Below are 26594 nucleotides of genomic sequence, written 5' to 3'. Positions count from 1 at the left end.
TAATGAAAAAAACTTTAATATATATCATCGTAGCGGCTGTACTTATAGGTTTAGCAGCTTACAAGATTGCCGGTAACAAAGAGAAGCAGGAGACAGAAGTAAGAGAAGTTGCCAAGCAGGTAGATAAGATCAATGTAAATGTGATTACAGTTGCAAGAGAAAACATCAATACAGATTACTCGGCCAACGGAACTTTTATCCCGAAACAGGAATCTAATCAGTCCTCTGAAATTTCAGGACGTATCGTAAATGTTTTGGTGAAAGAAGGCTCGAAAGTAGGCGCTGGTCAGGTTTTGGCAACGATAAAAAAAGATGCCATCGAAGTTGATATTTCTCAGGCTCAGAACAATTTGCAAAATGCAATTATAGATAACCAACGTTACGAAAATGCTTTCAAAACGGGAGGTGTTACGAAGCAGCAGGTTGATAATTCAAGATTACAGTTGAAAAATGCTCAGGCGGCAGTAAAAGCTCAGGGAGTTAAAATTAATGATACAAGCATCAGAGCGGGAATCAGCGGTACCATCAATAAAAAAATGGTTGAACCGGGAATGGTGGTTGCTCCGGGAAATGCACTTTTCGAAATCGTAAATATCAATTCGTTAAAACTTTCTGTTTTGGTGGATGAAAGCCAGATCGGAAGAATTCAGTTAGGTCAGGAAGTGGCAATTAATGTTAACGTTTTACCGGAAGAATCTTTCAGCGGAAGAATTACATTTATCGCTCCTAAAAGTGATGCTTCTTTAAATTTCCCGGTTGAGGTTGAAGTTCAGAACAGAGGAAACCTAAAGGCAGGTATGTATGCAACGGCTACATTTAAAACAAACCACGGTGCAGAAACAATGAATATGATTACGGTTCCTGCAGAAGCTTTCGTAAACGGTGTAAGCTCAGGGCAATTATTCGTGGTAAGCAACGGAACGGCTAAATTAATTAAAGTTCAGACCGGAAAAGTATACGGCGATAAAGTTCAGATCTTAAGCGGACTGAACGGTGGCGAACAGGTAATTACCAGCGGACAGATCAACCTTGATAACGGTTCAAAAATCAATATCGTAAAGTAAGAGAAGATGAAGTTAGCAGAAATATCCATTAAAAGACCGTCCCTGGTTATCGTATTATTTACGATACTTACGCTGGGTGGTTTATTAAGTTACTCCATGATGGGGTACGAGTTGATTCCGAAGTTTGAAACCAATATGGTAACCATTTCTACGGTATATCCTGGTGCTTCGCCTTCTGAGGTGGAAACATCGGTTACCCGAAAGATCGAGGATGCCGTAGGTTCTTTGGAAAACGTAAAAAAAGTAGAATCTTCATCTTACGAAAGTTTATCGGTAATCATGGTTCAGTTGAACACGGGTGCTGATGTAAACTATGCGCTGAATGATGCTCAGAGAAAGGTAAACGCTGTTTTGGCAGACCTTCCGGACGATGCAGATCCGCCATCACTACAGAAATTCTCATTGGATGATTTACCGATCATGACGCTGAGTATTTCAAGTGATAAATTAAATAATAAAGAGCTTTACGATCTTTTAGATAAGAAAATTGAGCCTGTATTTTCCCGTGTAAACGGTGTTGCTCAGGTTGACCTTGTTGGTGGACAGGAGAGAGAAATTCAGGTGAATTTAGATGAAAAGAAATTGCAGGGTTACGGTCTTTCAATCGGAGATGTACAGCAGGCAATTCTTTCTTCTAATTTAGATTTCCCGACGGGAGCTTTGAAAACGAGAACTTCAAGATCTACGATCAGACTTTCAGGAAAATATAAAGATGTTGCTGAAATGAATAATCTTGTGGTTTCCGATAAAAACGGGGCACAGGTTCGTTTATCTGATGTTGCAACGGTTTTTGACTCTCAGAAAGATGTTGAAAAAATTGCAAGATACAATCAGAATGCAACCATTTTACTTCAGGTAAAAAAACAATCTGATGCGAATGCGGTAGCGGTTTCAGAATTGGTTCAGAAAACGATTGCTGATGTTCAGAGTAATTATAAAACACAGGCGATCAAAATCAATATTGTAGATGATACAACAGATTTTACGCTTGAAGCGGCGGACCACGTAATCTTCGATTTATTCCTGGCGATTATTTTGGTGGCAGTGGTCATGTTATTATTCCTTCACAACATCAGAAATGCATTTATCGTAATGGTTTCTATTCCGATGTCTTTGATTGCAACAGTAATCGGAATGTATCTGATGGGATATACCCTAAACCTAATGAGTTTACTGGGACTTTCATTGGTAGTAGGTATCCTTGTGGATGACGCGATCGTTGTACTGGAAAACGTATACCGTCACATGGAGATGGGAAAAAGCAGAATTCGTGCAGCATACGATGGAGCTTCAGAAATCGGGTTTACGGTAACGGCTATTACCTTGGTAATCGTGGTGGTATTCTTACCGATTGCAATGAGTTCCGGTTTGGTGTCTGATATCCTGGCGCAGTTCTGTGTAACGGTGGTTATCGCGACAATGTTGTCATTATTGGCTTCATTTACCATTATTCCTTGGTTATCTTCAAGATATGGTAAATTGGTGCACCTTACAGGAAAAAATGTTTTCGAAAGATTCATCCTTTGGTTTGAAAAACAATTGGAAAAATTCACACACTGGATTACAGGAATCTTAGAATGGGCTTTGAAAACGACATTAAGAAGAATCATGACGGTAGTGATTACTTTCATTATTTTGATCTCTTCATTTATGTTGGTGGCATTCGGATTTATCGGAGGTGAATTCTTCCCTAAAATGGACAGAGGTCAGTTCCTTGTTCAGATGGAATTACCAAAAGATGCTTCAGTAGAAAAAACGAATCAGGTAACTTTAGCGGTTGAAAAATACCTTAGAAACGATAAAGATGTTGTAGATATGATTACAACGGTTGGTCAGCAGTCATCAGGTTTTGGTGGTGCACAGGCAACGTTGTATCAATCAGAAATTCAGGTAATCTTGGTTGATAAATCTGAACGTAACGAAAGTACAGATATCAAATCTGCTAAAATCAAGAGAGCTTTAGAAGAGAAATTCACCGGAGTTGAGTTTAAAACCGCACCAATCGGATTAATGGGAGCAGATAACGCGCCAATCGAAATGGTAGTAACAGCTCAGGATAATGAAACGGCAAATAAGGAAGCGAACAGAATTCTTGAATTGCTTAAAAAAGTTCCTGGATCAGTAGATGCTGAATTATCAACCGATTCTGGTAACCCGGAAGTTCAGGTGAATATCGACAGAGATAAGATGGCTGCTTTAGGTTTAAATCTTTCCAGCGTAGGACAAACAATGCAGACTGCATTCAGTGGAAATACAGACGGAAAATTCAGAGCCGGAGAATACGAATACGACATCAACATCCGTTTTGGTGATGCCAACAGACAGAATATTGATGATGTAAGAAATCTGATGTTTACGAATACTAAAGGAGAGCAGGTAAGATTGAGCCAGTTTGCAGATGTAAAAATGGGTTCAGGGCCAAGTTTGCTTGAACGTAGAGATAAAGCACCTTCGGTAAAGGTAAAATCTAAAGTAGTAGGTCGTCCGGTAGGTGACGTGGCCAACGAATGGGCAGCAATGTTCATGGATAACGAAAAAACAAAACCAGCAGGTGTAAGCTACATCTGGAGTGGTGATATGGAAAACCAGACTGAAGGTTTCGGTACATTAGGAATTGCTTTATTGGCAGCTATCGTACTGGTTTACCTGGTAATGGTTTCATTATACGACTCGTTTGTTTATCCGTTTGTGGTATTATTCTCAATTCCGTTGGCATTGATCGGGGTAATGGTTATTTTGGCCATCACCGGAAATTCACTGAACATCTTTACGATGCTGGGGATGATCATGTTGATTGGTTTGGTAGCGAAAAACGCGATTATGATCGTCGATTTTGCCAACATGAGAAAAGCAGCGGGAGCAACAACGCACGATGCTTTGATTCAGGCCAACCACGCGCGTCTTCGTCCGATCTTGATGACCACAATTGCGATGATCTTCGGTATGATCCCGATTGCGATTGCAAAAGGAGCAGGAGCCGAAATGAACAACGGATTGGCTTGGGTAATCATCGGTGGTTTAACATCGTCGTTATTCCTTACCTTGATTATCGTACCGGTAGTGTACTCTTTATTCGATTCAATTTTAAGAAGAATGGGTAAAGGTGAGAAAGTAGATTATGAAGCTGAAATGAAAGCCGATTACGATCACAGAGAACTAAGTGAAGACGGATTTACTCCGAAACACGTAGACTAATATAACAACCTTTAATTAACCGAAAACCGTGTCAGAAATGATGCGGTTTTTTTATGTCATTGCCGCGAGCGAAGGTATTCTTTTGTTGAGGTAAACCAATCATGACTTCTAATGATTTTTTGCAAAAAAATTGTATCGAGAAATTTTTGTTTTGAAGACTAATTTTGTGCTTTGGTTCATGGGGTTCTCGATACATTTTTCTACGCTCCGCTTCGAAAAATACTCGATCTGACGGGCGAACTTTGTTGAGGTAAACCAATCGTCACTTCGAGTGATTTTTTACAAAAAAAATTGTATCGAGAAGTTTTGGTTGTGGAAACATAATTTATGAAACAATAAAAAAAGCTTCCAGAATTATCTGAAAGCTTTCAATATTTTTATAGATGAAAAATTAGTCTGCCATTGCCTCTCCGGACTTTCTGTAAACAAAACTTCCATAGATATGTCTTCTTGCAAAACGGCTGGGAGAATCTGCATTCACCATTTTAATATACGTATTTTTCGGAACTCCGATATATTCGTACATATTTCCGTTCAGGTGCTGAACCGTAAGAACCGATTTTTCCAGATAAAAATCCTGAATATTAGATTTGGTAATCGTTTCCGTATATTCTTCTTTATATTTTTCCTGCGTTTCCGGATTAATGCTTACCAAAAAATGATAGGCTTCAATCACCGTCTTACTTTTTTCTTCCGCTTCCAGCTTTCCTGCTTCATCATTAATGAATTTATCAGGATGCGTGTCTTTCATCACATTTCTGTAAATTGTTTTTAATTCCTTCAACGTAACGTTTTTATCTACTTCAAGAAGCTTTCTGTAATCGCCTATTTTTTTCATATGTTCTAACCCTTATTTTCGGGGTGCAAAATTAAGGTTTTATTTTGGGATATTGTAAGTTTTTGATTGCTATTTATTTAGATTTAAAAATAATTTTATATTCTATTGGCAATTTGTATCTATTGATTAACTTATAATTCTTAGATTTATAAAGTAATGCTTAATCAAGCTTCTTTCTTTAGACATGTAATTAAGTATAGGATATACAGTCTGCTTTTGCAGGCTTTTTTGCTAATATAAATGTTTTAAATTTGTTATATGGACAAGCTGACCAAAGAACAAAGAAAGAAAAATATGCAAGCTAATAAATCATCAGGAACAAGACCTGAATTACTATTAGCTAGAACTCTTTTTGGCAGAGGTCATAGATATCGAAAAAATAATAAAACAGTTTTTGGAAAGCCAGATTTAACTTTTAAAAAGATAAAATTGGCAATTTTTGTCGATGGAGAATTTTGGCATGGAAAAGATTGGGTGATAAGAAAGCATGACCATAAAACAAACAAAGATTTTTGGGAAAAGAAAATTGAAAGAAATATTCAACGTGATGTTGAAGTTAATGAGGAACTTGTAAAAAATGGGTGGACTGTTTTAAGATTTTGGAGTAAGGAAGTCGAGAAAAATTTATTAAATTGTGTGTAGTAAATTAAATGTTAGAGTAGAAATTGTAGCAATTCTTTTTTTTAATTAAAAACTTGCTATAAGTCATAAACATAAATGAGATAAAAATGGAAAGTTATCAAAAAATATCACGAGAAGATTTTATGAAATTCTTCCGTGATGAAGAAAAATTAATGGAATTAACACCAGATGATAGAATTGAAATTTTTAGAATGATTTTATTGGGGAATTCTGATTTTTCTAAAGATTTATTAGACGGAATTTTAAAAGATTATTGTGTTGATAATCTAAATGTAACGGAAAGCAACAATGAAAAAAAGTAATAACTGGACAAAAGAAGAGACGATTGTAGCTTTTAATGTTTATTGTAAGATTCCTTTTAAAAGCAGTAGCAAAACCAATCCTTTAATTATTAAATATGCTAGCATTATTGGTAGAAGTCCTTCTGCTTTAAATATGAAAATTGGAAATTTTGGAAGGCTTGATCCCGAATTAAAAAAGCAAGGAATTGTTGGATTGGGAAATGGAAGTAAACTTGATGAAACTGTTTGGAATGAGTTTAATGGTAATTGGGAAAAGCTAGCTTATGAAAGTGAGTTATTAATTGCTGAATTTCAAAATAAAAATGTTGAGGAAATAATTGATGTTGAAGTTTTTGAATTCCCAATTGGTCTCGAAAGAGAATCAATTATAAAACAAAGAGTAAATCAAAATTTTTTTCGTTCAACAATACTTTCATCTTATAATTTAAAATGTTGTATTACTGGACTATCTATTTCTGAGTTTTTAGTTGCCAGTCATATAAAACCTTGGAAAGATGATGAAAAAAATCGTTTAAATCCGCATAATGGTTTATGTTTAAATTCAATTCATGATAAAGCATTTGATAAAGGTTATATTACAATTACACCAGATTATAAAATTAAAGTTTCAAACTATTTTGACACATTAAAAGAGAACGAAATTATCTATCATGATTTCTTTTCAAAATATGACAATCAATCTATTATTTTACCAGATAGATTTCTTCCTTCAAAAGAATTTTTAGATTGGCATTATACAAATCTATTTAAAAAATAAGATTTAATTATTTTTGAAGTCAATATTACATCGAAGTTTATACACTTTTAAAAATAATAAGTGATAAAAAGCTTTTTGCTGGAGACAGCAATCTGAATAAAATAGAAACTTTAATATTTCCTATTATTAGAGTTCTTCGTGACGAATCGAATGGAACTTTCGAGTTTGGATACGAAAATGATTTAGTAGTTATTAAAAATAATATTGAAGAATTTAGAATTCCAATTATTAAATTTAAGGAAAATGCAAATTTACTTTTAAACAAGCTTAAAGAAAAAACTAAAGCTGCATTCTCAATTCCTGAAATAGAAACTTTTTTGAATTCTTATAATAGTCATTCTTTAAAAGCAAAATCTTCGATTAAAAGTGATATTAGAATTGTAATTCATGACCATCGAACAGGAATAACCCCTGAATTGGGATTTAGTATAAAGTCAAAGTTAGGAGGGGCCTCTACATTATTAAATGCTGGTAAAACAACAAATTTTGTTTACGAAATAGACAATTCAATTCTAGATAATCAACAAATAGAATTTATAAATAATTTAGAAACAAAAAGTAAAATACGAGACAGAATAAAAGAAATCAAACACTTTTATGGAAATTTAAAGTTTATTAAAAATGAAAGTTCAGTCTTTGGAAATAATTTAATATTAATTGATACAGCACTTCCTTATATTCTTTCTGAAATATTATTAAAATATTTTGAGTCTGGTAACTCTCTAATTTCCTCTTTAGTATCTGAAATTTCGTCTAAAAATCCTTTGAATTTTGATCTGGAAAATGGACATCAATTTTACAGTTACAAAATTAAACGTTTATTAACAGATATTGCTTTAGGAATGATGCCCTCAAAAGTATGGTCTGGTTTACTTGATGCTACAGGTGGTTATTTGATAGTGAAAGAAGATGGTGATATTTTATGTTATCATATTTATAATAGAAATGAATTTGAAGATTATCTTTTTAAGAATACTAAATTAGAAACTGCAAGTAGTACGAGACATGACTTTGGCCGAATTTATTTAGAAAATAATAAGATGTTTATTAATTTAAATTTACAAATTAGATTTATTTAATATAACCAAATAAAAACAGGAGCCTCAAAAGGCTCCTGAAAAAACAAATATTAATAATATCTAAAGTGCTTGTACGGCAAACTCCTTACTCGCTTCCCTCGAAGCCTCAACCATTGCAATCAACGCCTTTTCCGTTTCATCCCAATGACGGGTTTTCAGGCCACAATCAGGATTTACCCAAAGTTGCTGTGCCGGAATAACGGCTTGTGCTTTTTTCAGTAATTCCACCATTTCCTGTTTGGAAGGAACTCTCGGTGAGTGAATATCATAAACTCCCGGTCCGATCTCGTTCGGATATTTGAAATCAGCAAATGCATTCAACAGTTCCATCTGGCTTCTGGAGCATTCTATTGTGATCACATCAGCGTCCATATCAGCGATATTCTGGATGATGTCATTAAATTCAGAATAACACATATGCGTATGAATTTGTGTCGCATCTTCCACACCGCTTGCCGAAATTCTAAAGGCTTCAACCGCCCATTTTAGATAATTTTGCCAGTCAGATTTTCTTAAAGGAAGTCCCTCACGAATTGCAGGTTCATCGATTTGGATAATTCTGATTCCTGCCTTTTCAAGATCATTCACCTCATCACGAATCGCCAATGCAATCTGTTTACAAGTGTTTGAACGAGGTTGGTCATCACGTACAAAAGACCATTGAAGAATCGTTACAGGTCCCGTCAGCATTCCTTTTACCCATTTTTGAGTTAAAGATTGCGCATATTCTGACCAATAAACCGTCATCGGGCTAGGTCTGTGAACGTCTCCAAAAATCACCGGAGGTTTCACACAACGGCTTCCATAACTTTGAACCCAACCGTTTTGAGTAAACGCAAATCCAGACAACTGTTCCCCGAAATATTCCACCATGTCATTTCTTTCAAATTCTCCGTGCACCAACACGTCGATCCCGATTTCTTCCTGCCAACGGATGGTTCTTTCGGTTTCCTGTTTAAGCAAAGTATCGTATTCCTGAGCATTCAGTTCGCCTTTTTTGAATTTTGCCCTCCAGTTTCGCACTTCTTTGGTCTGTGGAAAAGAACCAATCGTAGTCGTTGGAAATAAAGGAAGATTCAACACTTTTTGCTGCGTTTCTTTTCTTATTGCAAACGGATGATGTCTTTGTGCATCGTCTTCCGTTGTTACATCCACACGGTCTTTTACATTTTGATTGTGAATTAAGGCAGAAACTTTACGGTTTTCAATCGCTTTTCTATTTTCAGCTAATTCCTGCAACGCATGATAATCTGGATTTTCTGAGGCTAATTTTTTTAAACTTACAATTTCATCTACTTTTTGTTTTGCAAAAGCCATCCATTGCTTGATTTCGGGAGATAAAGTATTCTCGTTTTTCTCAGAATCAAGATCGAAAGGAGAGTGGAGCAATGAACATGAAGGCGCAATAAATAACCTCTCCGAACCTATTTTTTCTACTGCCTTTTTAATAAACTGTAAAGAGTGTTGGAAATCATTTTTCCAGATATTTCTTCCATCAACAATTCCTAAAGAAAGGCTTAAACTGTCTGGAATTAGAGTTAAAACTTCATCCAATTGTTCAGGAGAACGAACCAGATCGATATGTAAAACATCAATCGGAAGGGCATTGGCCAATGAAAGATTGTCTTTTAATCCTTCAAAATAAGTCGCTACAATAAATTTAAGCTTCGGAAACTGTTTTCTGAGTTCCGCATAGATCAATTGATAGGTTTCTTTGGCTTTTTCAGTTAAATCTAATGCTAAAAATGGCTCGTCAAACTGAATATACTCTGCGCCATGATTTTCCAGCTCTTTTAAAATTTGAATATAAACGGGAAGTAAATTTTGCGCTAAATCTAATTTATAAAAACCTTCTTCTTTCTCTTTTCCTAATAATAAATAGGTCAGTAAACCGATAATTACGGGTTTTGCATTAATTCCAGCCTGCTTTGCTGCAATAAATTCCTGGATAATTTTATTTGAAAATAATTTAAACTCCTGATTTTTATGAAATTCTGGAACGATATAATGATAATTGGTATCAAACCACTTCGTCATTTCCATCGCTGTGATGTCTAAACCGTCTTTCTGAAAACCTCTGGCCATCGCAAAGTAAAGATCTAGTTCAGATTTTTTGAAGGCAATCTCCTGATAACGTTCCGGAATGGCTCCAACCGCTAAAGTCATATCCAAAACCTGATCGTAATAAGAGAAATCATTGCATGGAATCCAGTCGATTCCCGCTTCCTGCTGCAGTTTCCAGTTGTTTTGGGTAATGGTTTTTCCGACTTCCAGCAGTTCGTCTGAAGTTATTTTTTCTGCCCAATAGTATTCACAGGCTTTTTTTAATTCTCTGTTGCTGCCAATTCGCGGGTAGCCAAGGATGTGTGTTTGCATTTCTTTTAAACTTTTAAATTAAATTTTCTTTTAAAAGTTCTTTAAGTTGCTTCGAAATGCTTTCTTAAAATGGTTTTGATGAATCGACTAGATACAGTGAGGATGTAATTTTTCCTTTAAATGAAAAGAATAAGTTGTTGGTAAAGGAAAATAAATTTCATTGATTTTAATAAGCAAATGCATAAACACCAGCTTCATCAGCGAAAAATTAGTCATTCTTTGCTCCTTAAAAATAAGAAGCTTCAATAATAAAATCTTTGCGTTTAAAAAAAATAAAATCTTAAACAAAAATACGCTCAAAGTATCATCTTTCTGATCCAAAAACTCCAAATCGCGAGAGCATTGATCATTCGGAACAGGCAGGTCTCCTGACTTGTAACAGCTTTTGTCATCCTTCCCGTTATTACAGTGGATATACAAGGACAAAAACCTTTGGGTTATTACTTACAGTTGCGCGACAGCTCGTGATTTTCACACGATTCCCTATTAATTTACCTTATGTAAAACCTTTCCTTCTGATGAAGTATGTTAAAGAACAAAATCTTAATCAAAGGTAATTAATAAAGTATATTCATTGGTTTAATTCCTGAAATTAAGCATAAAATTTGGTTTTGTTTCATTAAAAAAGATTTTTATTCTGTATTTTTGAAGTAGAAAATAAAAAAAAGAATAATATTCCGTGGAAAAACTGGATGAAAAGGATCTTCAGCTGTTAAGAATTCTTCAGAAAAATGCTAAACTGACCGTAAAGGAGCTTGCGAAAGAAGTTAACCTTTCGGCTTCTCCCGTTTTTGAACGAATGAAAAGACTGGAGCAGGAAGGGTATATTAAGCATTATGCCGCTGTTCTGGAAGCCGAAAAATTAAACCGTGGATTTACTGTTTTTTGTCAGGTCCGACTGAAAATTCACGACCGGGCGGTCGGAAATGCATTTGTAAAAGATATTCTACAGATCGATGAAGTAGCGGAATGTTATAATATTTCCGGCGATTTTGATTTCTTATTGAAAGTTCAGGTAAGAGATATGAAGCATTATCAGGATTTTGTGTTTAATAAATTAGGCTCCGTAGATTCTATCGGAAGTACACACAGCACTTTTGTGATGGCGGAGGTTAAGAATACGCATGGGGTGAGTATTTAAAAGGCTGGGAGAGGGAAGCTGGAGGAGAGAAGTTGATGTTGCCAATGGTACTTTCTTAGTCTTATTCATTAATTTACTCTGAACTTGGAAATAGACATACGGAATTTTTTTATCTGAAATGACTTAAAGATAATTACTCACCTCAATCAAATTCAAATCCGGATCTCTGAAATATACGGATTGTATTTTTCCCAAAGCGCCAGTTCTTTCAACAATGCCTTCGATGATTTCTATATTTTTCTGCTTTAATTCCTCCAAAACTTCATGAATATCCGTTTTAACAATAAAGCATACATCAGCTGATCCGGTAGTCGGATGCTCAGCTTTAGGTTCAAATTCTTTTCCTTTTTGATGAAGATTGATCTTTTGATTTCCGAAAGTCAACGCTTTTCTGTTTTCACCGAAAATGACCACTTCAAAACCTAGAATAGAGGTGTAAAACTCGACTGTTTTATCAATATTTGCAACGGTTAAAACAAGATGATCAATATTTTGAATTTCCATAATTTATTTATTAACGGATCAAATTTCGGAAGAAGTTTTCATTCGATAAAACATTTTTTTTCGATGATATTGATCGGTTGATGTTATAGAATGTTGTATTAACCTGGAAAGAAAATTAATCATTATTCAAGCACCAGCTATTATTCAGCATATTCAGAATCAGGTCATCAAAATTCCAGCCTATTTTTCTTGCTGCCAATGCGGTCAGACTATCCTGATCTGTCCGATGAGGTCTTGAGGCTCCCGTCATATTCGGTTTCATATTAAGATCGAAAAGAAAATATTTTCCTACAAAATTGGCTCTGCAATCGATACGAATCGGTGCTTTGGATTCTACCAGTCTTGCCGCTTTTTCACAGGCGGTATTCAATTGCTGAATAGTCAGAGACTGTAATTCCGAATCCTGTAATACTTCGCTATTGTTAGTGATGGCTACTTTTCCATTGTAAGGGGCAATTCCATTTTCATGATTGAAGCGTTTGACAGCAGGCAAAGACCAGTAATTATTTTTAATGATATTTTCTTTATTAATGAAATATTTTCCCGGCGGCATTATGGTAACCGTTACTTCCTGCCCGGATAAAAATTCTTCTACATACAATGATTCACCGTAGGTATTGGAATGAAACATCTCATTCAGAACGTCTCTTAATTCATACTCATTTTGAACAAGAGAAACTCCCTGACTTCCGCGCCCGCGAATTGGCTTTGCCACGACGGGAAAAGAAAAATTAAGATCGAAATCATTCTTGTTTTTCTGATCCATCATCACAGATTTTGGAATCGGTAGACCATTGGATTTTAAAAGTTCGTTGGTGATCCATTTATCATCGTAAAGATCTACATTTTCAGGAATCTGCCCAACGACTGAAATTCCCAGATGTATAAACTCTTCAATAGGATGATTTTTGTATAAAACCGTATTCAGCCAAATAATATTCGCACCTTTAGCAGTCGCCAGCTGAATTCCTTCTTTGGTATCAGGAAATACCCAGTCCAAATCATGATCAATTTGCGGATTTATTGTTGGGGTAATGACTTCAATATTCTGCTTTTTCAGAGAATAGGCAATATCTGCGCCGCTATCCGAATAGCCGCCGGGCTTCATAGGCTTTATAATTCCGTTGATTGGTGGCGGTGTGCGTGACTGATAGATGATGGCGACTTTTTGCATAATTATCTTTTTAGGCTAAGTTTAGAATGGCTGTAAATATATCTTACATTATGATTGGGAATTAAAATATCGTCGCTTCCGGGGCTCAATAACAAAGAATCGGATTTAAAACTGAAAATAATATCATTTTTTAATTCGTCAATTTTAATAATATCAGTTAATTTTTTTTCCATTTTGTCTGATTCAATATCTAAATTTCCGATGTGTTTAATTTTATTGTTTTCTAATAAAAAAGCTTCTCCACCAAAGAAATATTCAAAAGCCATTTGACAAATAATGACCACTTTATTATTTGAGTCATTCCTGTAAAATTTCGGTTGATACTGAAAAGTATCCCCAGAGCCGATTCCTTTAAATATAATTTCATTTTTATCATTCATAACCAACAGTCTTTTTCCGTAGTCATTTTCAGTATCTGGATTCGCAATTTCTCCCTCAATAGGTCTATAATAACCAGTGATAAATTTATTTCCCTGATAAGAAAAAGAATCGCTAGTTTCAAATCCATCGATATTTATATTACTAATCGTATCAGGTTGAAACCTAAAATATTTAATACTATTATGAGATATAAGGCTATCTTTCCCTATTTTTTCAACCTTAGAACTAAGAAAACTCTCGTTTTTATGTTCCTTTTTACAATAAATCAAGCTAAGTAAGCTAAGTGAAAGGACAAAATGCTTTTTCATTTAATTTTTTTTAGTTCTGCTCTTATACATTTTACAACCTTGATTGTGTTAGTTTTTGAATTTTATGAGAGATCATTATAATTAAACAAAAATTAATAAATACTAAATAAAATCCAATTTTAATCTGGCTAAAACTATCAATTGTATCTATTGCATAAAAGATGATTAAACAAATTACTAAAAGTGAAATATTAATTATTCCTAATATTTTAATGAAATTAATTCTTTTTAAAAATGATAAGATTAGCATGAAAAATGTTGAGACAAATACGAGCAATAAACAGAGTAAAGGATAAAATGTAGAGTCGGAAAATACTGAAGAATTTAATTCTTTACTATTATTTATAAACGTTTTGTCTAATAATTTATAAAAACTGAAAGTGTAATTTTCTTCGTATTGCTCAATGTTTTTATTTCTCTCATCTAGTGCTTTTTGTAAAAGTGTTGAATCTGCAGAACTTCCATTTTTATTAAAAACTGCATTTGGAATAGGATTTTGTCTCTGTATCGATGCATTAGAACAGGTTCTCAAAAATGGCAAAAAGAACAGCAAAAAGCTTAATGAAATTAAGGCTCTCAGTGTAAAGATATTTTTCATGGATTAGTTTTGATGCTAGTGAAATTTTCACTTCATAATTATTTGGTCAGGCTATAAAAAACTTTACCAATGATTTTAATCTAATCGCTCTTGCTGCAAATACGTCAAGCTTGCTCCATTAATAAATTCCTCCATGGAAGTATCTTTTGTAGCCGATTTATTGGTAAGTTCAATTAAATAGAGAATAGAATTATTCCCTAGTTTACTGTCCTTATAAAGAAATTTGAAAACTCTTGTTTTAGGATTTGAAGCTGGTGACGGTAATTCTGTGATGCTGCTGATTGTTACGTTATTGACGTCAAAACCGGCACGCGGATCTTTCTGTAGTTTAAGAAATCTTTTTTGCGTTTTATCTGTCGTTTCATCAAGAAATTTCTGCATTTGGTAATCCGTTAAAAGTTGCGGATACAGTAAACCGTCCTTTAATAACTGCGTTGTTATCTTGTCTGATTTGTCATAAAAGAAAATTTTATCGTCAAACTGAACATGGTGGTCGGTTACCGTGATCTTTCCCTCAAATTTTTTATAATTTTTCTTTTTATACTGACTTTTGTACTGTTCAATGAGCGCTTTTTCTTTCGGATTCAGTTTTTCAGTTTTTTGACCAAAAGCAGAACTCGCTAATAGCAGAGAAAGACCGAACGTATATACTAGTTTCATGAGATTTTTATTTAACTCTTTATTTTCTTTTGCAGCAAAGCACTTGCCAACTCTTATATAACGGATGTTTTTAACAAAACTAATTAAAAATGGATGAAAATTTTACTATAAAATACCTTTAATACGAAGATGTTGAATCAGCATGATTGTTTTGGCATCTTTAATTTCTCCGGAATCGATCATTTTTAAAGCTTCTTCAAAAGATAATTCCAGTACCTCAATATTCTCGCCTTCATCTTCCAGTCCGCCACCATCGGCTATTTTCATATCATTGGAATATTCAGCGATAAAAAAATGGAGAATTTCAGTTACAGACCCCGGCGACATATAGGCTTCAAATATTTTTTCAACCTTAGAAATCTTATAACCGGTTTCCTCCTCGGTTTCTCTTTTAATGCAATCTTCGGGATTGTCATTGTCCAATAATCCGGCACAGGCTTCGATCAGCATTCCGGATGTATTTCCGTTAATATAGGTGGGCAATCGGAACTGTCTGGTTAAAATCACCTGCTTGGAATCGGTGTTATAAAGTAAAATAACGGCTCCGTTTCCTCTGTCATAAGCTTCTCTGCTTTGGGTTTCAGTCGTTCCGTCTTTTTTTTCAATATTAAAAGTGATTTTATGTAATGTATACCAGTTGTCTGATAAAATTTCAGTTTTTACAATATGTATTTTCGGGTTTTGCATGTGTTTGTATGTTTAAAGAGTTTCTATTGATTTTTTTTAAGTAAATTTTCCAGGGCTTTTTTTAGATCGGGAAATTCAAATTGAAATCCCTCATCCTGAATTTTTTGGGATGAAGCTCTTGAACCTTCAAGTAAAGCATCCGCGAGTTCTCCAAAAATAAGTTTTAAAACAAAGCTCGGAACATTGGGCATGAACAAAGGTTTGTGTAAAACTTCGGCTATTTTTTTTGTTAGATTTTCATTGGTTGTATGTTGTGGGGAAGTGGCATTATACGCTCCATTTATCTCTGAATTTTTTAAAGCAAATTCGTAAATCGAGCAAATATCATCCACATGAATCCAGGGCATATATTGTTTCCCGGTTCCCAAAGGCGATCCGATATAATTTTTAATCGTAGGAACCATCTTTTTCAGGGCGCCATCCTGCTCAGAAAGCACAACAGCGGTGCGGACTTTCACTACTCTTTCGGCTACATTCTTTTCCTTAAAATCATCGGCAGCTCTTTCCCAGAGTACGACCACTTCACTCAGAAAATCCTTTCCCGGATCATCTTCTTCTGTATATGTTTTTTCCGTTGTAGTTGTCCCGTAATAATTGATTCCGGATGCAGAAATGAAAGATTTTAATTTGATTTTCTTTTTCTGCAAAGTGTTTAAAAGAAGACCAGCAGAGTCAATACGGCTGGAAATCAGCTCTTTTTTACGCTCATCAGTCCAGCGTTTTTCAGAAATATTGGCTCCGGCAAGATGAATGATGTGTGAAATATCATCGAAAGCAGATTCATCTATCGTTCCTTGCCTGATGTCCCATTCAAAATCTTTATTTTGCTTCTTTTTTCGGGTTAAAAACCGGACTTCGTAGTCCTTTTCAATTTTTTTTGCGAGTTCACGGGCTATCATGCCTCCGGCTCCGGTAATCAAAACAACTTCTTTCATAATGCTTATTTAAATGTATTGGTGGTTTATTCTTGTTTTTTTACAATCAAAACAAAGTCGTCCTCTAAAAGTTTATATCCGTAATCGTAAACAAACTTATATTCAGAGCCATTTTTATATACTTTTATATTGGTGAAATATTCGAAATCAAAACCCAGGCCGTCCAGTCTTGACCGAAGAACTTTTGTCTTTCCGTCTATATTCACTTCCTTTAGAATTCTGTAATTTTTACGAAGTTTATTATTAATATTCCGCATCAGATTGCCGGAATCCTTATTTTGTTTATTGTTATAAGCATTTCGGCAGGCATCATTACAGAATTTTTTATCTGAACGACCAATAATTTTTTCTTCACATTCGAGACAATTCATAATTTTTTACTTTTTCATTTTGTGTGGATGTGCATGTTTCTTTTGTAATAATTTCTTAAATCTGCTATGGGTAGGGTAGCTTCTGTTTGGAGTGATATTATTAAAGAATAGTGCGACCAATAATAGAATAATGCAGCCTGTAAGTACGGGGGAAAACACATACCAGTAACCCAATTCAGGAATTTTTCCGGTAGAGCTCACGGCAATAAGAGCAGTTGCACCGCCGGGGGGATGTAAAGTTTTCGTGTATTGCATCAAAATAATAGAAAAAGCAACAGCTAAAGGCGCTGAAAGCCAGATAATATCAGGAACGATTTTGTAAACTGTGACTCCAATTAATGCCGAAATAAGATGCCCTCCGACGAAGTTTCTGGGTTGTGCCAAAGGACTTTGGATGGCTCCGTAAATCAAAACGCTTGAAGCTCCGAATGATCCGATCAAAAAAATATTTTCTGTTGCCGATAAAGTATGAGACTGTATAAAAGCAATGATTCCGATTCCAAAAAAGGCCCCTAGAAATGACCAAAAATGCTCTTTATAATCTACGAGCGTTTCTTTATAAATTACATATCTGGAAACTCTGAATGTCCTTTTTATTGTCTTCTTCATACTAACTTTTATTGAGTGTTAAAGGTACATAATTATCCGTTTTCAAATGGGCTTTTACAACAAATAAATCAGGTAAAATCATCTTAATTTCTGTGAAAAATAATTGTTGTAATAGGAGTCTGCTCAGTTTTCTGAGTCTTATTGTTTTGAGACGTTTTTTATCTCTTATTAGAAAATTTTGCGTGATAAATCAAAAATAGAAAGAGAAAAATGCGTTCAGGAATGTCATTAAAAATTAAAGATCAGAGGTGGGCTTAAAAATGAGCCCAAGATAGAGGAATAAATTTTCACAGACTCTTAATAATCATTCCCTATTATTTTTTATTCTCGAAAAAAAACATCAAATTTGGATCCTCAATGGGGTGCTGTCTGTATTGGCGGCTGAGATGATACCCGGGGACGAGCTTCCACACCTGATCCGGATAATGCCGGCGTAGGGATTTTTACTTATCATCTCATCATTTAATTTATGTAAGTTAATTTGATGCAGGACATTTTACAACAAACAACCTGGGCAGAATGGTTCGGGGTTTTATTTTCGGTAGTTCAGGTTTTACTGGCCCGAAAAAACAACTCCAATAATTATCTTTTTGGGATCGCAGGAATTATTTTGACGCTGTACGTCATGATTACGTCTAGGCTATACGCCGAATTTACCCTAAATCTGTATTATCTGGCGATGAGCGTATACGGATGGCTGTATTGGAAATTCGGAAAACAAAAAAAGGAAACCGTGATTTCTTCAACAACACGAGCAGAAAAACTGGTTTCTGCAGGAATTGTTGTGTTGACTTTCATGATTTTTTGGCTTTTCCTCACGCATTACACCGACTCCGATGTGCCGGTTTGGGACTCCTTGGTGAGTGCCTTTGCATGGGCAGGAATGTGGCTGATGGCGAGACGGAAAATTGAAAACTGGATTCTTCTGAATATCAGTAACATCATCTCAATTCCGTTGATGATTCACAAAGAGTTGTATCTCTACGCGGTTTTGACGGCTTTTCTATTCATCGTTGCTGTTTCAGCTTATATTAAATGGAGAAAGATTTTAAATCATAAAGAGACAGATGCTTACACGTAACGAGATTAGGACAGAAATGCTGGGTGCTTCAAAAGTTCCGGATGTGATTATAAATGATATCCACGAACAACGATGGCTTCAGGTTTGGGTTCCTAAAATATATGGAGGTTTAGGCTATCGTTTTGGCGAAGGTCTATCTTCATTATTTGAATGGGCAAAAACCGATGGAAGCTTAGGCTGGATGCTTACCTTATGTGCGGGGGCTAATTTTTTCTCAAGAAATTTAAAACCGAATATTGGCAAGGAACTTTTTAGTGATTCTAAAACCTGTTTCGGAGGAAGCGGAATGATTGGCGGAACAGCAGAGCAATTGCATGATGGAAACTACCTGATAAATGGACTTTGGCATTTTGCCACGGGAGCACCCCATTTGAGCCATTTTACTTTAAATGCAAAACTTACAAAGAACGGTACACCTATTATAGATGAAAATGGGAATGAAATAATAAGATCATTTATTATTCCTAAAGATCAGGCGGAAATTATTCCCAATTGGAAATCGATGGGAATGAAAGCAACCGGAACCCATTCTTTTAAGGTGAATAATGCAGAAATTTCTGAAGATTACAGCTTTGTGTATGATCAGTTTTTTACTGATGACGCATTAGACAGGATTCCGTTCAGGGTTTTTGCAGATCTTACTTTGCTGGTTAATTATTTGGGAATGGCTGCCCATTTTCTGGAAGAAGCTGTTATTATTAGATCCTATCTTAAGGTGGATCCGCTTCATAATTGGATTGAAAGTAATCTTGAAGTGACTTTACATTTCGCAGATGAAATAGAATGTATTTTAAATAACTCGGAATTAGTTTCTTCAGAAAAACAATCTGAAATTCACGAATTTGGAATTTCTCTTGTTGAAAACTTGTCTCATAAAGTTCTTCAGGTTTATATTCAATTAGGAATTCAGGCTACGCATACAGATTCTGTCATCTGTCGGATTTTTAGTGATTTTTTTACGGCTACCATGCATTCTAATTTCAGACCCGCCCTGACCGATGGTGAGCTTCCAGATTTACATGACCGATTATTTATGATTTAGAGGCTGTTTAAATTTTATTGCTAAAAATTTTTATAGCTATTTTGAGATGGATTTTTTGCTTCGTGTTTGCAGATTTAGCGGGCTAAATCAAAAATAGGAAGTGAAAAATACGCTCAAAAGAGCATCAAAATGGAGCAAAGATCAACTTCATTAAGGACAATAAATAAAACGGTAAAATTTTAAACAGGCTCTTAGTCAAAAAAAAATATTTTTCGCATAATTTTTATTAAAGCCTTCTATCAGATGGCTTTTTGTGTTTCTTTTTTATTTTAAATCCGTTTACAAACGACTACAAACGGATTTAAATAGTTTGCAACCGACTATGGTTTCAATAATCAACAACCTTTGCTTCAGAGATTTGAGAAAGCATTGAGCGTCTTTTATCTGAGTACTAATCCAAAAACAAAAATAATTATGTCACTAAGAAATTCAGTATCCTTACTTGGGTACACAGGCAAAGAAGTTGAAATTGTAAATTTCGAAAACGGAGGATTGAAGGCCACTGTGTCTTTAGCAACCCATGATCATTACACCAACGCAAAAGGTGAAAAAATTGAAGAAACACAATGGCATTCTTTAGTTGCATTCGGTAAAACGGCCGAAATATTCCAAAAATATGTGATAAAGGGGAAAGAAATTGCTATTAATGGCAAGCTAACCTACAGATCTTATGAAGACAAGGATGGAGTGAAACGGTATATCACGGAAATTCGAGTGGAGGAGCTTGTATTATTGGGAGGAAAATAATAAACATGTAAAATCACTCTAAGATGAAAATAAAAATTTTTAAAATTAGACTGTCAGAGGAGTTTCTCTATCAAGATCAGCATTCATTAGATGATTTTCTGGGTAAAAATGAAATACTCAATGTAGAGACCGCTTTTGTGAATAATGAAAATTACTGGTCGGTAGTGCTTTACTTTCAGGAATTGAACACTGAAAAAACAATAGTAAAAGAGCCTCGGATTTTGAAATATTCTGCAGAAAATGATGAACTTTCTCATGACGATTTGAAGATTCTGGAAGCATTAAAGCAATGGAGGTCGGAGCGAGCAAAAGAACAGAATTTGCCGATTTATTTTGTGGCTACCAATAAAGAATTGGTTTCTGTGGCAAAGTATAAACCTGCCAAAAAGGAAGAACTGTTGGAGATTAAAGGATTTGGTAAACATAAAATTGAAAATTATGGTATGGAAATAATAGATATATTAGAAAATGCTTGAGTATTTAACAAATATTAACTATATTCGTAAATATTTACAAAACAGACCAAGGACACAAGTGCTGAAATAATACAGGGAAGCCATAGAAATAAATTCTGTGGCTTTTATTTAGATTAAAAGTCCTTTCAATTCACTATTTTTGCAGTCTTATCAATTATTAATTATCATTTATAACAATATAATGAAGCCAAGTTTAGCAAAAGGAACGAGAGATTTTACAGCACTGGAAGTTTCAAGAAGGAGATTTATTATCAATATTTTACAGAAAAATTTTGAATTATTCGGATTTCAGCCTCTGGAAACGCCAAGTTTTGAAAATCTTTCTACTTTAACAGGAAAGTATGGTGAAGAGGGAGATCGTTTGATCTTTAAGATTTTAAATTCAAGCATTAATGAAGCGAAGGAAGGGAAAAAAGAACAGATGCTTCAGGATTTCCAAAAAGCATTGGATAAACCGTTCAGTTCAGATAATTTGACGGATAAAGCCCTTCGCTACGATCTTACCGTACCTTTTGCAAGATTTGTAGCAATGAATCATGGGCAGTTGACTTTCCCTTATAAGCGTTATCAGATTCAGCCAGTTTGGCGGGCAGATCGTCCTCAGAAAGGGAGATACAGAGAATTTTATCAGTGTGATGCGGATGTTGTAGGAAGTGAAAGCCTTTTTCAGGAAGTGGATTTAATTCAGTTATATTTAAAATCTTTTTCAGATTTAAAAGTATCGGTTACGATCCACGTAAACAACAGAAAAATCCTTTCAGGCTTAGCTGAGTATGCCGGAATTACAGACAAACTAATTGATTTTACCGTTGCGCTGGATAAGTTGGATAAAATTGGTAAAGAAGGCGTAGTAAAAGAATTACTGGAAAGAGGAATTTCTCAGGAATCGATTGACAAATTGGATTTCTTATTTACCCAGTCTGATGATGCCTTAGAAAACCTTCTTCAGTTAAAAGAAAAATTTGCAGGTAATGAAATTGGATTAAAAGGTGTTGAAGAACTGGAATTTGTTCTTACCCAATCTCTCAACCTTGGAGTTGATATGAGCAATCTTGTTTTTGATATTACCTTAGCCAGAGGTTTAGATTATTATACAGGCGCCATTTTCGAAGTGAAAGCAGATGAAGTTCAGATGGGATCTATCGGCGGCGGTGGAAGATATGATAATTTAACGGAAGTTTTCGGAGTGAAAAATATCCCTGGAATTGGTATTTCGTTCGGTCTTGACAGAATTTATCTTGTTGTTGAAGAACTTGGACTTTTCCCTGAAGAGGCAACCTCAAAAGTTGAGTATTTATTTGCTAATTTTGGTGGAGAAGGCACAACAGAAGCTTTAAAATTGATCTTACAATTAAGAGAAAAAGGTATTTCTGCAGAGCTTTATCCTGAGAATACGAAATTAGGAAAACAGTTTACGTATGCTGAAAAGAAAGGAATTAAAAATTTGATTTTCCTAGGTGAAGAAGAGTTAAAAAATCAAACTGTTACTTTTAAGAATTTAGAAGCGGGTGAGCAGAAAACAGTTTCTTTGGAAGAATTTCTAAAATAATTCTTTACCAAAATATAATTAGAAAAGCATTATCTTCACGGTGATGCTTTTTTAGTATCTATTCGTTTGAAAGTACTATCAAAAAAACTAAAACTTATGGAAAATTATCTCGAAATCAATAAAAATTCTTGGAATGCCAAAGTAGAACCGCATTTAAAGTCTGATTTTTATTTTGTCAATGAGTTTTTAGAAGGAAGAACTTCTCTTAATTCCATTGAACTGGAGCTTTTAGGAGATGTAAAAGGCAAAACTATTCTCCATTTGCAATGTCATTTTGGTCAGGATTCCATCTCTCTTTCCCGAATGGGCGCAAAGGTTACAGGAATTGATTTATCCGACAAAGCTATTGAGACAGCAAAAGATTTAGCACAAAAAGCAGGTACGGATACCGAATTTTTATGCTCAGATGTATATAATCTCCCGAACGTTCTGGATCAGAAGTTTGACTTGGTATTTACGAGTTATGGAACGATCGGTTGGCTTCCGGACTTAGAAAAATGGGCAAAAATTATCAATCATTTTTTAAAACCTGAGGGAAAATTTGTAATGGCAGAATTCCATCCTGTCGTTTGGATGTTTGATGATGATTTTGAGGGGATAAAATATAATTACTTTAATGAAAAGCCTATTGCTGAAACCTACGAAGGAACTTACGCAGATCAGAATGCTGATATTGTTCAGGATTATGTGATGTGGAATCACTCTATGGCAGAAGTGCTTGATAATCTTCTCCAGAATAATATTCAGATAGAAAAATTTAAAGAATTTGACTGGTCACCATATCCATGTTTTAAGCATGTTGATGAATTCGAGAAAGGTAAGTGGCGCATTCCTCAGTTTGGAAATAAAATCCCATTGGTTTATGCGATAAAAGCACAAAAAAAGTCATCGTAATTATAAAAATTAGGATGACTTTTAAATATATGAATGTTAAAATAAACTAGTCGAATTAACTAATGGTTTCCTGTGCTTTGTTTTTCACATCGTCTACTTTGTCCTGTACCTGAGAAGCAACATTGTTAGCCTTATCTTTTATATCATTTCCCCATTTGTTCAGGTTGTCTTTTGCCGTATTTATTTTGTCTTTTACTGCTTGCTTTTCTTCAGCGGAAGAATTTTTATACTTCCAATATGCCAATGCTCCTAAACCTACTAACGCTAATAAACCTTTTGTCTTATTTCCCATGATTTCTATTTTTTTAATGATTAATAATAAAATTTGTTATTAGTAATCATGTAAAATGTGTGCCAAAAAATTAAATCAAATTATAAAAAAATGTTAAAATTTATCGAATGATGCAAAATTTCACGATTTAATAATATGAAAATTACATATTCTTAAATTCGCCAAAATTACTGTCATTTGGCATTGCCCACTCATTTTTCAGATGATAATTTTCGAAGCTTTTGTCGATGATCAGTTTAAACTTAAAAATATAACCCACTTTTACAACATAAAAATTAGCGGGCTGCCATTTGTTATAATCATCACTCAATACCATTTTCCTGACCTGCTTAAAAATCTTTTGATCTGCAATTTTCTCAGGATAAAATTCCAGAATTTTTCCCTTCTTATCTAAAACCAAGCAGAAAATATTCTCTCCGAATTTTGTGTTGGAATCAATTTTTATGTCTTTCAATAATTTGTTCCTAAATTTTGAGGTGGCATCCTCAAATAGGGGAAACTCTGCCATTCCACAATAGATAAAGGAGGAATAGCTCCCATTTTTTAAATTATTGATACTGTCGCTTTTCCTTTGAGATCTTTGAGCGTCGAGGGCATTTTTTTTCTGTATCAAATAAGATTCCCTATCAAAAATAAATTTCCCTCTTCCCATTACAAATTTAATTTGAACTTGCTGAGAAAAAAGCGAGGTAGTGAGGAGCAGTAGATAAAAACTGAAAATTTTGGTCATAAGTTATTATTCGGCAAAGAAAGCATTGGAACTACCAATCCATATTGCATCTTTCTTGTTGAAATCTACGTTTACCATAGCAGCTTTCGTCATTCTTGCAAGATTTTCCAATAGGATAGGGCGTTCATCATTTTCCCGCCAAATATACAACAAACGTACTTCTGCTTTTGAAAATTCACCGTTCATATCTTCAAATAACGGTTCGTAGTTTACTTTTCTCTGTAATATATAATTTCCTTTATCTTGAATCGCATCCGTAATGTCTTTCGTTGGATTGAGATTAACACCACTTCCCGCAAATGAAAATAAAGGTTTTAATACAAAATTTTCGAGACTTTCAGTTTCCGGAAACTCATTCAGAAAATAACTTTTTGGAACGTATTGATGATTCAATAAAGGCAAAAGATATTTTGAGATTTTAAAGAACCAATTAGGATGGGTGATCCATTTTACATCAACATCTTCGCGGAAATCAAACTCTAATTTTAAATCGGGAATCCGATCCAGCTCATCAAAAATAACGCGATTATAGATTCGCTTAATTTCTATCAGCTTTCCTCTGTTTTCATAGAATAATTTTCTTCCTTCTTTTTTTACTTTGGTTAGACAAACAGTTTTGATGCCCAATAGTTTTTCAGTTAAAGCAAAATCAATGGCTGTTTTTTGTCTTTCAGGATAAATCTCAAGAAGAATTACATTTTCTGTATTATCATCACCGATAAGAACCTCTTTCAGATAGTTTTTAAATTCTTCGGGAGGCATTTTATTTCTGATTTCAGACAGAAAAGGATACACTTCACAAAAGGTTTCTTCTAAAACTTTTTGAAAGGCATAAAGAGAAGGAAAAGCCTGTAGCTCGATCAGTTGAGGAACGATTTCTCCTTCTTCATTTTTACAAATTCCGAAATCGATGGTGAAAAAGTGAGGTTGTTTTGTGTCATTGGGAACATTACAGTTTTCAGGAATTGCCTTCTGAAGGGTTTCTTCCGGCAAAGCTTTAATTTGATCGATAATACTTTCACTGGCTTCGATCAGTTTACTTTTAAAGTTATTTGAAAGAATCATCGGGCTTTCTGAAATTCTGAAACCGGGCGGAATTCCACTCTTTTGATTTAAAATTTCCTTAAACTGTTCATATTTTTTCTGTGAAAATTCTTCGTTAAACTGTTTTCTGTATTTTGAGATCATATTCTTTTTCTTTGTGATTTTAAAAAATCGGACAGTTGTTGCCCGATTTATATTTATTATTTTTTTATTGCTGAATACCCATTTTTGAGAACCTTATTAAACCTAAAGTAAGGCTCTCGGAGTTTTTCTGATAGAATTAAACCATTATTTTTGCCTGTTTCAGAATATCCTTTTTGATGGATTCTAAAAATCTCGGAAGAATTTCTGCCTGAGTCAGCATAATTTTATCCTCATCATCCATTCTGTCAACGGTTTCAAGATATTTTTCCATTCCGAAATTCTCAATCATAGCTTCTTTATTTTTCTCGTCTTTGAGGTTTTCAATCATCCCTTCAGGGTTAGCTTCCGGGTGAAATTGTGTTCCGAAAATCTCATCAGAAAAACGGACCGCCATAATCGCTCTTTCAAGGTTAATGTGAGGACGCTCTTTCTCAATAGCAACGATTTTCATTCCCAATTCATCCAAACGCTCATGATCCGGTTCTATAAACTGATACGCTCTGGAGTCAACTGCATAAAATGGATCGGGAAGATTTTCAAATAAAAATTCATGTTCGCCTTCTTCGGTTTTATGAATCGGCATTACACCGAATGAATAAGATTTTCTCTTGCAGATATTTCCTAATTTCCAGTGAATGCTCGCCAATTGAAAAGAATGACAGATCAAAAACAGGTATTTCCTATTTTTGTGAGTTTTATTATGCTCAACTACCGAATCTAAAAAAACTGCAAATTTATCTTCCCATTCCAGTCCCTCCCGATGTGGATCTCCCGGACCGCCCGATGAAATAAAAATATCAAAATCCTCAATATCCGGGATTTCATTTTTAAACCTTACATCAAAAGTACTGATGGTCACGGTTTCCTCAGTATTCTTTTGGAAAGCCTCAGAAATTTCTTTTATATTCTTAAAACCTTGATTGACATGATTGTTATTCATATCCAGCAAAGCAATTCTAATATCATTCATACTG

General features: G+C 34.5%; 28 protein-coding genes and 1 riboswitch. Of the genes, 13 read left to right on the top strand and 15 right to left on the bottom strand.

The features are described from left to right. Window positions 1-2 precede the first annotated feature (2 nt). Together VUJ46_RS04540 and VUJ46_RS04535 are read left to right on the top strand one after the other, a co-directional pair. Window positions 3-1064, top strand: a complete 1062-nt coding sequence (locus tag VUJ46_RS04540; RefSeq protein ID WP_326983815.1) for an efflux RND transporter periplasmic adaptor subunit — start codon at window positions 3-5, stop codon at window positions 1062-1064. Window positions 1065-1070: 6 nt separating this feature from the next. Further along, complete coding sequence (locus VUJ46_RS04535) at window positions 1071-4259, top strand: efflux RND transporter permease subunit (RefSeq protein WP_326983814.1); 3189 nt, start codon at window positions 1071-1073, stop codon at window positions 4257-4259. A gap of 391 nt (window positions 4260-4650) precedes the next feature. On the opposite strand, the gene VUJ46_RS04530 is transcribed toward VUJ46_RS04535, so the two are convergent. Continuing rightward, complete coding sequence (locus VUJ46_RS04530; RefSeq protein ID WP_326983813.1) at window positions 4651-5097, bottom strand: KTSC domain-containing protein; 447 nt, start codon at window positions 5095-5097, stop codon at window positions 4651-4653. 258 nt (window positions 5098-5355) lie between these two features. Between VUJ46_RS04530 and VUJ46_RS04525 the strand changes: the two genes are divergently transcribed. From VUJ46_RS04525 to VUJ46_RS04510, 4 genes are all read left to right on the top strand, one after another. Then, window positions 5356-5739 carry a very short patch repair endonuclease gene (locus VUJ46_RS04525; RefSeq protein WP_326983812.1) on the top strand — a complete coding sequence of 128 codons (384 nt, stop codon included), beginning with the start codon at window positions 5356-5358 and terminating at the stop codon, window positions 5737-5739. 86 nt (window positions 5740-5825) lie between these two features. Beyond that, a complete protein-coding gene (locus VUJ46_RS04520) occupies window positions 5826-6041 on the top strand; it encodes a hypothetical protein (protein ID WP_326983811.1) in 216 nt (71 codons plus the stop codon). Then, entirely contained in the window at window positions 6028-6798 is a 771-nt protein-coding gene (locus VUJ46_RS04515) for an HNH endonuclease (protein WP_326983810.1), read from the top strand. Before VUJ46_RS04520 ends, VUJ46_RS04515 begins: the two co-directional genes overlap by 14 nt. 29 nt (window positions 6799-6827) lie before the next feature. Next, window positions 6828-7877, top strand: coding sequence for an HpaII family restriction endonuclease (locus VUJ46_RS04510; protein WP_326985074.1), 1050 nt, complete (start codon window positions 6828-6830; stop codon window positions 7875-7877). A 60-nt stretch (window positions 7878-7937) separates the two neighbouring features. Here VUJ46_RS04510 and metE read toward each other — a convergent pair whose 3' ends face one another. Beyond that, window positions 7938-10253 carry a 5-methyltetrahydropteroyltriglutamate--homocysteine S-methyltransferase gene (metE, locus tag VUJ46_RS04505; protein WP_326983809.1) on the bottom strand — a complete coding sequence of 772 codons (2316 nt, stop codon included), beginning with the start codon at window positions 10251-10253 and terminating at the stop codon, window positions 7938-7940. 340 nt (window positions 10254-10593) lie between these two features. Further along, window positions 10594-10779, bottom strand: a riboswitch (cobalamin riboswitch). Between the two features lie 153 nt (window positions 10780-10932). Between metE and VUJ46_RS04500 the strand changes: the two genes are divergently transcribed. After that, window positions 10933-11394 (top strand): Lrp/AsnC family transcriptional regulator, encoded by a 462-nt coding sequence (locus VUJ46_RS04500; RefSeq protein WP_326983808.1) that lies wholly within the window; start codon window positions 10933-10935, stop codon window positions 11392-11394. Between the two features lie 123 nt (window positions 11395-11517). On the opposite strand, the gene VUJ46_RS04495 is transcribed toward VUJ46_RS04500, so the two are convergent. The 9 genes from VUJ46_RS04495 to VUJ46_RS04455 all read right to left on the bottom strand — a co-directional run bounded on the left by VUJ46_RS04495 (window position 11518) and on the right by VUJ46_RS04455 (window position 17621). Continuing rightward, the gene (locus VUJ46_RS04495; RefSeq protein WP_326983807.1) at window positions 11518-11898 is read right to left on the bottom strand and encodes a VOC family protein; all 381 of its coding nucleotides are present in this window, start codon (window positions 11896-11898) and stop codon (window positions 11518-11520) included. Window positions 11899-12013: 115 nt separating this feature from the next. Beyond that, window positions 12014-13072 (bottom strand): ATP-grasp domain-containing protein, encoded by a 1059-nt coding sequence (locus VUJ46_RS04490; RefSeq protein WP_326983806.1) that lies wholly within the window; start codon window positions 13070-13072, stop codon window positions 12014-12016. Between the two features lie 2 nt (window positions 13073-13074). Further along, window positions 13075-13761, bottom strand: coding sequence for a hypothetical protein (locus tag VUJ46_RS04485; protein ID WP_326983805.1), 687 nt, complete (start codon window positions 13759-13761; stop codon window positions 13075-13077). 31 nt (window positions 13762-13792) lie between these two features. Beyond that, a complete protein-coding gene (locus VUJ46_RS04480) occupies window positions 13793-14359 on the bottom strand; it encodes a hypothetical protein (RefSeq protein ID WP_326983804.1) in 567 nt (188 codons plus the stop codon). 75 nt (window positions 14360-14434) lie between these two features. Next, window positions 14435-15019, bottom strand: coding sequence for a hypothetical protein (locus VUJ46_RS04475; RefSeq protein WP_326983803.1), 585 nt, complete (start codon window positions 15017-15019; stop codon window positions 14435-14437). A gap of 105 nt (window positions 15020-15124) precedes the next feature. Next, window positions 15125-15706 carry a GDP-mannose pyrophosphatase NudK gene (gene nudK / locus VUJ46_RS04470; protein ID WP_326983802.1) on the bottom strand — a complete coding sequence of 194 codons (582 nt, stop codon included), beginning with the start codon at window positions 15704-15706 and terminating at the stop codon, window positions 15125-15127. Window positions 15707-15729: 23 nt separating this feature from the next. Next, window positions 15730-16641, bottom strand: coding sequence for a TIGR01777 family oxidoreductase (locus VUJ46_RS04465; RefSeq protein WP_326983801.1), 912 nt, complete (start codon window positions 16639-16641; stop codon window positions 15730-15732). A gap of 26 nt (window positions 16642-16667) precedes the next feature. Continuing rightward, a complete protein-coding gene (locus VUJ46_RS04460; protein WP_326983800.1) occupies window positions 16668-17012 on the bottom strand; it encodes a hypothetical protein in 345 nt (114 codons plus the stop codon). 6 nt (window positions 17013-17018) lie between these two features. Beyond that, window positions 17019-17621, bottom strand: a complete 603-nt coding sequence (locus VUJ46_RS04455; RefSeq protein WP_326983799.1) for an HPP family protein — start codon at window positions 17619-17621, stop codon at window positions 17019-17021. A gap of 481 nt (window positions 17622-18102) precedes the next feature. On the opposite strand from VUJ46_RS04455, the gene pnuC reads away from it, so the two are divergent. The 6 genes from pnuC to VUJ46_RS04425 all read left to right on the top strand — a co-directional run bounded on the left by pnuC (window position 18103) and on the right by VUJ46_RS04425 (window position 23410). Next, on the top strand, window positions 18103-18702 hold the full coding sequence (gene pnuC, locus VUJ46_RS04450) for a nicotinamide riboside transporter PnuC (protein ID WP_326983798.1): 600 nt from the start codon (window positions 18103-18105) through the stop codon (window positions 18700-18702). Then, on the top strand, window positions 18689-19744 hold the full coding sequence (locus VUJ46_RS04445; RefSeq protein ID WP_326983797.1) for a hypothetical protein: 1056 nt from the start codon (window positions 18689-18691) through the stop codon (window positions 19742-19744). Before pnuC ends, VUJ46_RS04445 begins: the two co-directional genes overlap by 14 nt. 414 nt (window positions 19745-20158) lie before the next feature. Further along, entirely contained in the window at window positions 20159-20491 is a 333-nt protein-coding gene (locus VUJ46_RS04440; protein ID WP_326983796.1) for a single-stranded DNA-binding protein, read from the top strand. A 23-nt stretch (window positions 20492-20514) separates the two neighbouring features. Then, window positions 20515-20967, top strand: coding sequence for an HRDC domain-containing protein (locus tag VUJ46_RS04435; RefSeq protein WP_326983795.1), 453 nt, complete (start codon window positions 20515-20517; stop codon window positions 20965-20967). 181 nt (window positions 20968-21148) lie between these two features. After that, on the top strand, window positions 21149-22516 hold the full coding sequence (gene hisS, locus VUJ46_RS04430) for a histidine--tRNA ligase (protein ID WP_326983794.1): 1368 nt from the start codon (window positions 21149-21151) through the stop codon (window positions 22514-22516). Window positions 22517-22612: 96 nt separating this feature from the next. Next, window positions 22613-23410, top strand: coding sequence for a class I SAM-dependent methyltransferase (locus VUJ46_RS04425; RefSeq protein ID WP_326983793.1), 798 nt, complete (start codon window positions 22613-22615; stop codon window positions 23408-23410). Between the two features lie 55 nt (window positions 23411-23465). On the opposite strand, the gene VUJ46_RS04420 is transcribed toward VUJ46_RS04425, so the two are convergent. The 4 genes from VUJ46_RS04420 to VUJ46_RS04405 form a co-directional block, all read right to left on the bottom strand. Next, entirely contained in the window at window positions 23466-23702 is a 237-nt protein-coding gene (locus VUJ46_RS04420) for a YtxH domain-containing protein (protein WP_326983792.1), read from the bottom strand. Between the two features lie 142 nt (window positions 23703-23844). Continuing rightward, the gene (locus VUJ46_RS04415) at window positions 23845-24156 is read right to left on the bottom strand and encodes a hypothetical protein (RefSeq protein ID WP_326983791.1); all 312 of its coding nucleotides are present in this window, start codon (window positions 24154-24156) and stop codon (window positions 23845-23847) included. Window positions 24157-24438: 282 nt separating this feature from the next. Then, window positions 24439-25620, bottom strand: a complete 1182-nt coding sequence (locus tag VUJ46_RS04410) for a hypothetical protein (protein ID WP_326983790.1) — start codon at window positions 25618-25620, stop codon at window positions 24439-24441. Between the two features lie 136 nt (window positions 25621-25756). Then, window positions 25757-26590 carry a type 1 glutamine amidotransferase gene (locus VUJ46_RS04405; RefSeq protein WP_326983789.1) on the bottom strand — a complete coding sequence of 278 codons (834 nt, stop codon included), beginning with the start codon at window positions 26588-26590 and terminating at the stop codon, window positions 25757-25759. Window positions 26591-26594: the final 4 nt, after the last annotated feature.

Origin of the sequence: Chryseobacterium sp. MYb264, from assembly GCF_035974275.1 — a bacterium.
GTDB lineage: Bacteria > Bacteroidota > Bacteroidia > Flavobacteriales > Weeksellaceae > Chryseobacterium.
Note: the sequence above shows the minus strand (reverse complement) of the source record. Positions and strands in the feature narration are given on the sequence as shown.

Bases quoted from the DNA above. Each gene is read 5' to 3' on its own strand.
- VUJ46_RS04410 (WP_326983790.1), bottom strand. From the start codon at position 25,620: ATGATCTCAAAATACAGAAAACAGTTTAACGAAGAATTTTCACAGAAA.
- VUJ46_RS04440 (WP_326983796.1), top strand. From the start codon at position 20,159: ATGTCACTAAGAAATTCAGTATCCTTACTTGGGTACACAGGCAAAGAA.
- VUJ46_RS04455 (WP_326983799.1), bottom strand. From the start codon at position 17,621: ATGAAGAAGACAATAAAAAGGACATTCAGAGTTTCCAGATATGTAATT.
- VUJ46_RS04485 (WP_326983805.1), bottom strand. From the start codon at position 13,761: ATGAAAAAGCATTTTGTCCTTTCACTTAGCTTACTTAGCTTGATTTAT.
- VUJ46_RS04515 (WP_326983810.1), top strand. From the start codon at position 6,028: ATGAAAAAAAGTAATAACTGGACAAAAGAAGAGACGATTGTAGCTTTT.
- VUJ46_RS04490 (WP_326983806.1), bottom strand. From the start codon at position 13,072: ATGCAAAAAGTCGCCATCATCTATCAGTCACGCACACCGCCACCAATC.
- VUJ46_RS04465 (WP_326983801.1), bottom strand. From the start codon at position 16,641: ATGAAAGAAGTTGTTTTGATTACCGGAGCCGGAGGCATGATAGCCCGT.
- VUJ46_RS04425 (WP_326983793.1), top strand. From the start codon at position 22,613: ATGGAAAATTATCTCGAAATCAATAAAAATTCTTGGAATGCCAAAGTA.
- VUJ46_RS04420 (WP_326983792.1), bottom strand. From the start codon at position 23,702: ATGGGAAATAAGACAAAAGGTTTATTAGCGTTAGTAGGTTTAGGAGCA.
- VUJ46_RS04495 (WP_326983807.1), bottom strand. From the start codon at position 11,898: ATGGAAATTCAAAATATTGATCATCTTGTTTTAACCGTTGCAAATATT.
- VUJ46_RS04460 (WP_326983800.1), bottom strand. From the start codon at position 17,012: ATGAATTGTCTCGAATGTGAAGAAAAAATTATTGGTCGTTCAGATAAA.
- VUJ46_RS04530 (WP_326983813.1), bottom strand. From the start codon at position 5,097: ATGAAAAAAATAGGCGATTACAGAAAGCTTCTTGAAGTAGATAAAAAC.
- metE (WP_326983809.1), bottom strand. From the start codon at position 10,253: ATGCAAACACACATCCTTGGCTACCCGCGAATTGGCAGCAACAGAGAA.
- VUJ46_RS04520 (WP_326983811.1), top strand. From the start codon at position 5,826: ATGGAAAGTTATCAAAAAATATCACGAGAAGATTTTATGAAATTCTTC.
- VUJ46_RS04480 (WP_326983804.1), bottom strand. From the start codon at position 14,359: ATGAAAAATATCTTTACACTGAGAGCCTTAATTTCATTAAGCTTTTTG.
- VUJ46_RS04435 (WP_326983795.1), top strand. From the start codon at position 20,515: ATGAAAATAAAAATTTTTAAAATTAGACTGTCAGAGGAGTTTCTCTAT.
- VUJ46_RS04405 (WP_326983789.1), bottom strand. From the start codon at position 26,590: ATGAATGATATTAGAATTGCTTTGCTGGATATGAATAACAATCATGTC.
- hisS (WP_326983794.1), top strand. From the start codon at position 21,149: ATGAAGCCAAGTTTAGCAAAAGGAACGAGAGATTTTACAGCACTGGAA.
- VUJ46_RS04540 (WP_326983815.1), top strand. From the start codon at position 3: ATGAAAAAAACTTTAATATATATCATCGTAGCGGCTGTACTTATAGGT.
- VUJ46_RS04535 (WP_326983814.1), top strand. From the start codon at position 1,071: ATGAAGTTAGCAGAAATATCCATTAAAAGACCGTCCCTGGTTATCGTA.
- VUJ46_RS04525 (WP_326983812.1), top strand. From the start codon at position 5,356: ATGGACAAGCTGACCAAAGAACAAAGAAAGAAAAATATGCAAGCTAAT.
- VUJ46_RS04475 (WP_326983803.1), bottom strand. From the start codon at position 15,019: ATGAAACTAGTATATACGTTCGGTCTTTCTCTGCTATTAGCGAGTTCT.
- nudK (WP_326983802.1), bottom strand. From the start codon at position 15,706: ATGCAAAACCCGAAAATACATATTGTAAAAACTGAAATTTTATCAGAC.
- VUJ46_RS04445 (WP_326983797.1), top strand. From the start codon at position 18,689: ATGCTTACACGTAACGAGATTAGGACAGAAATGCTGGGTGCTTCAAAA.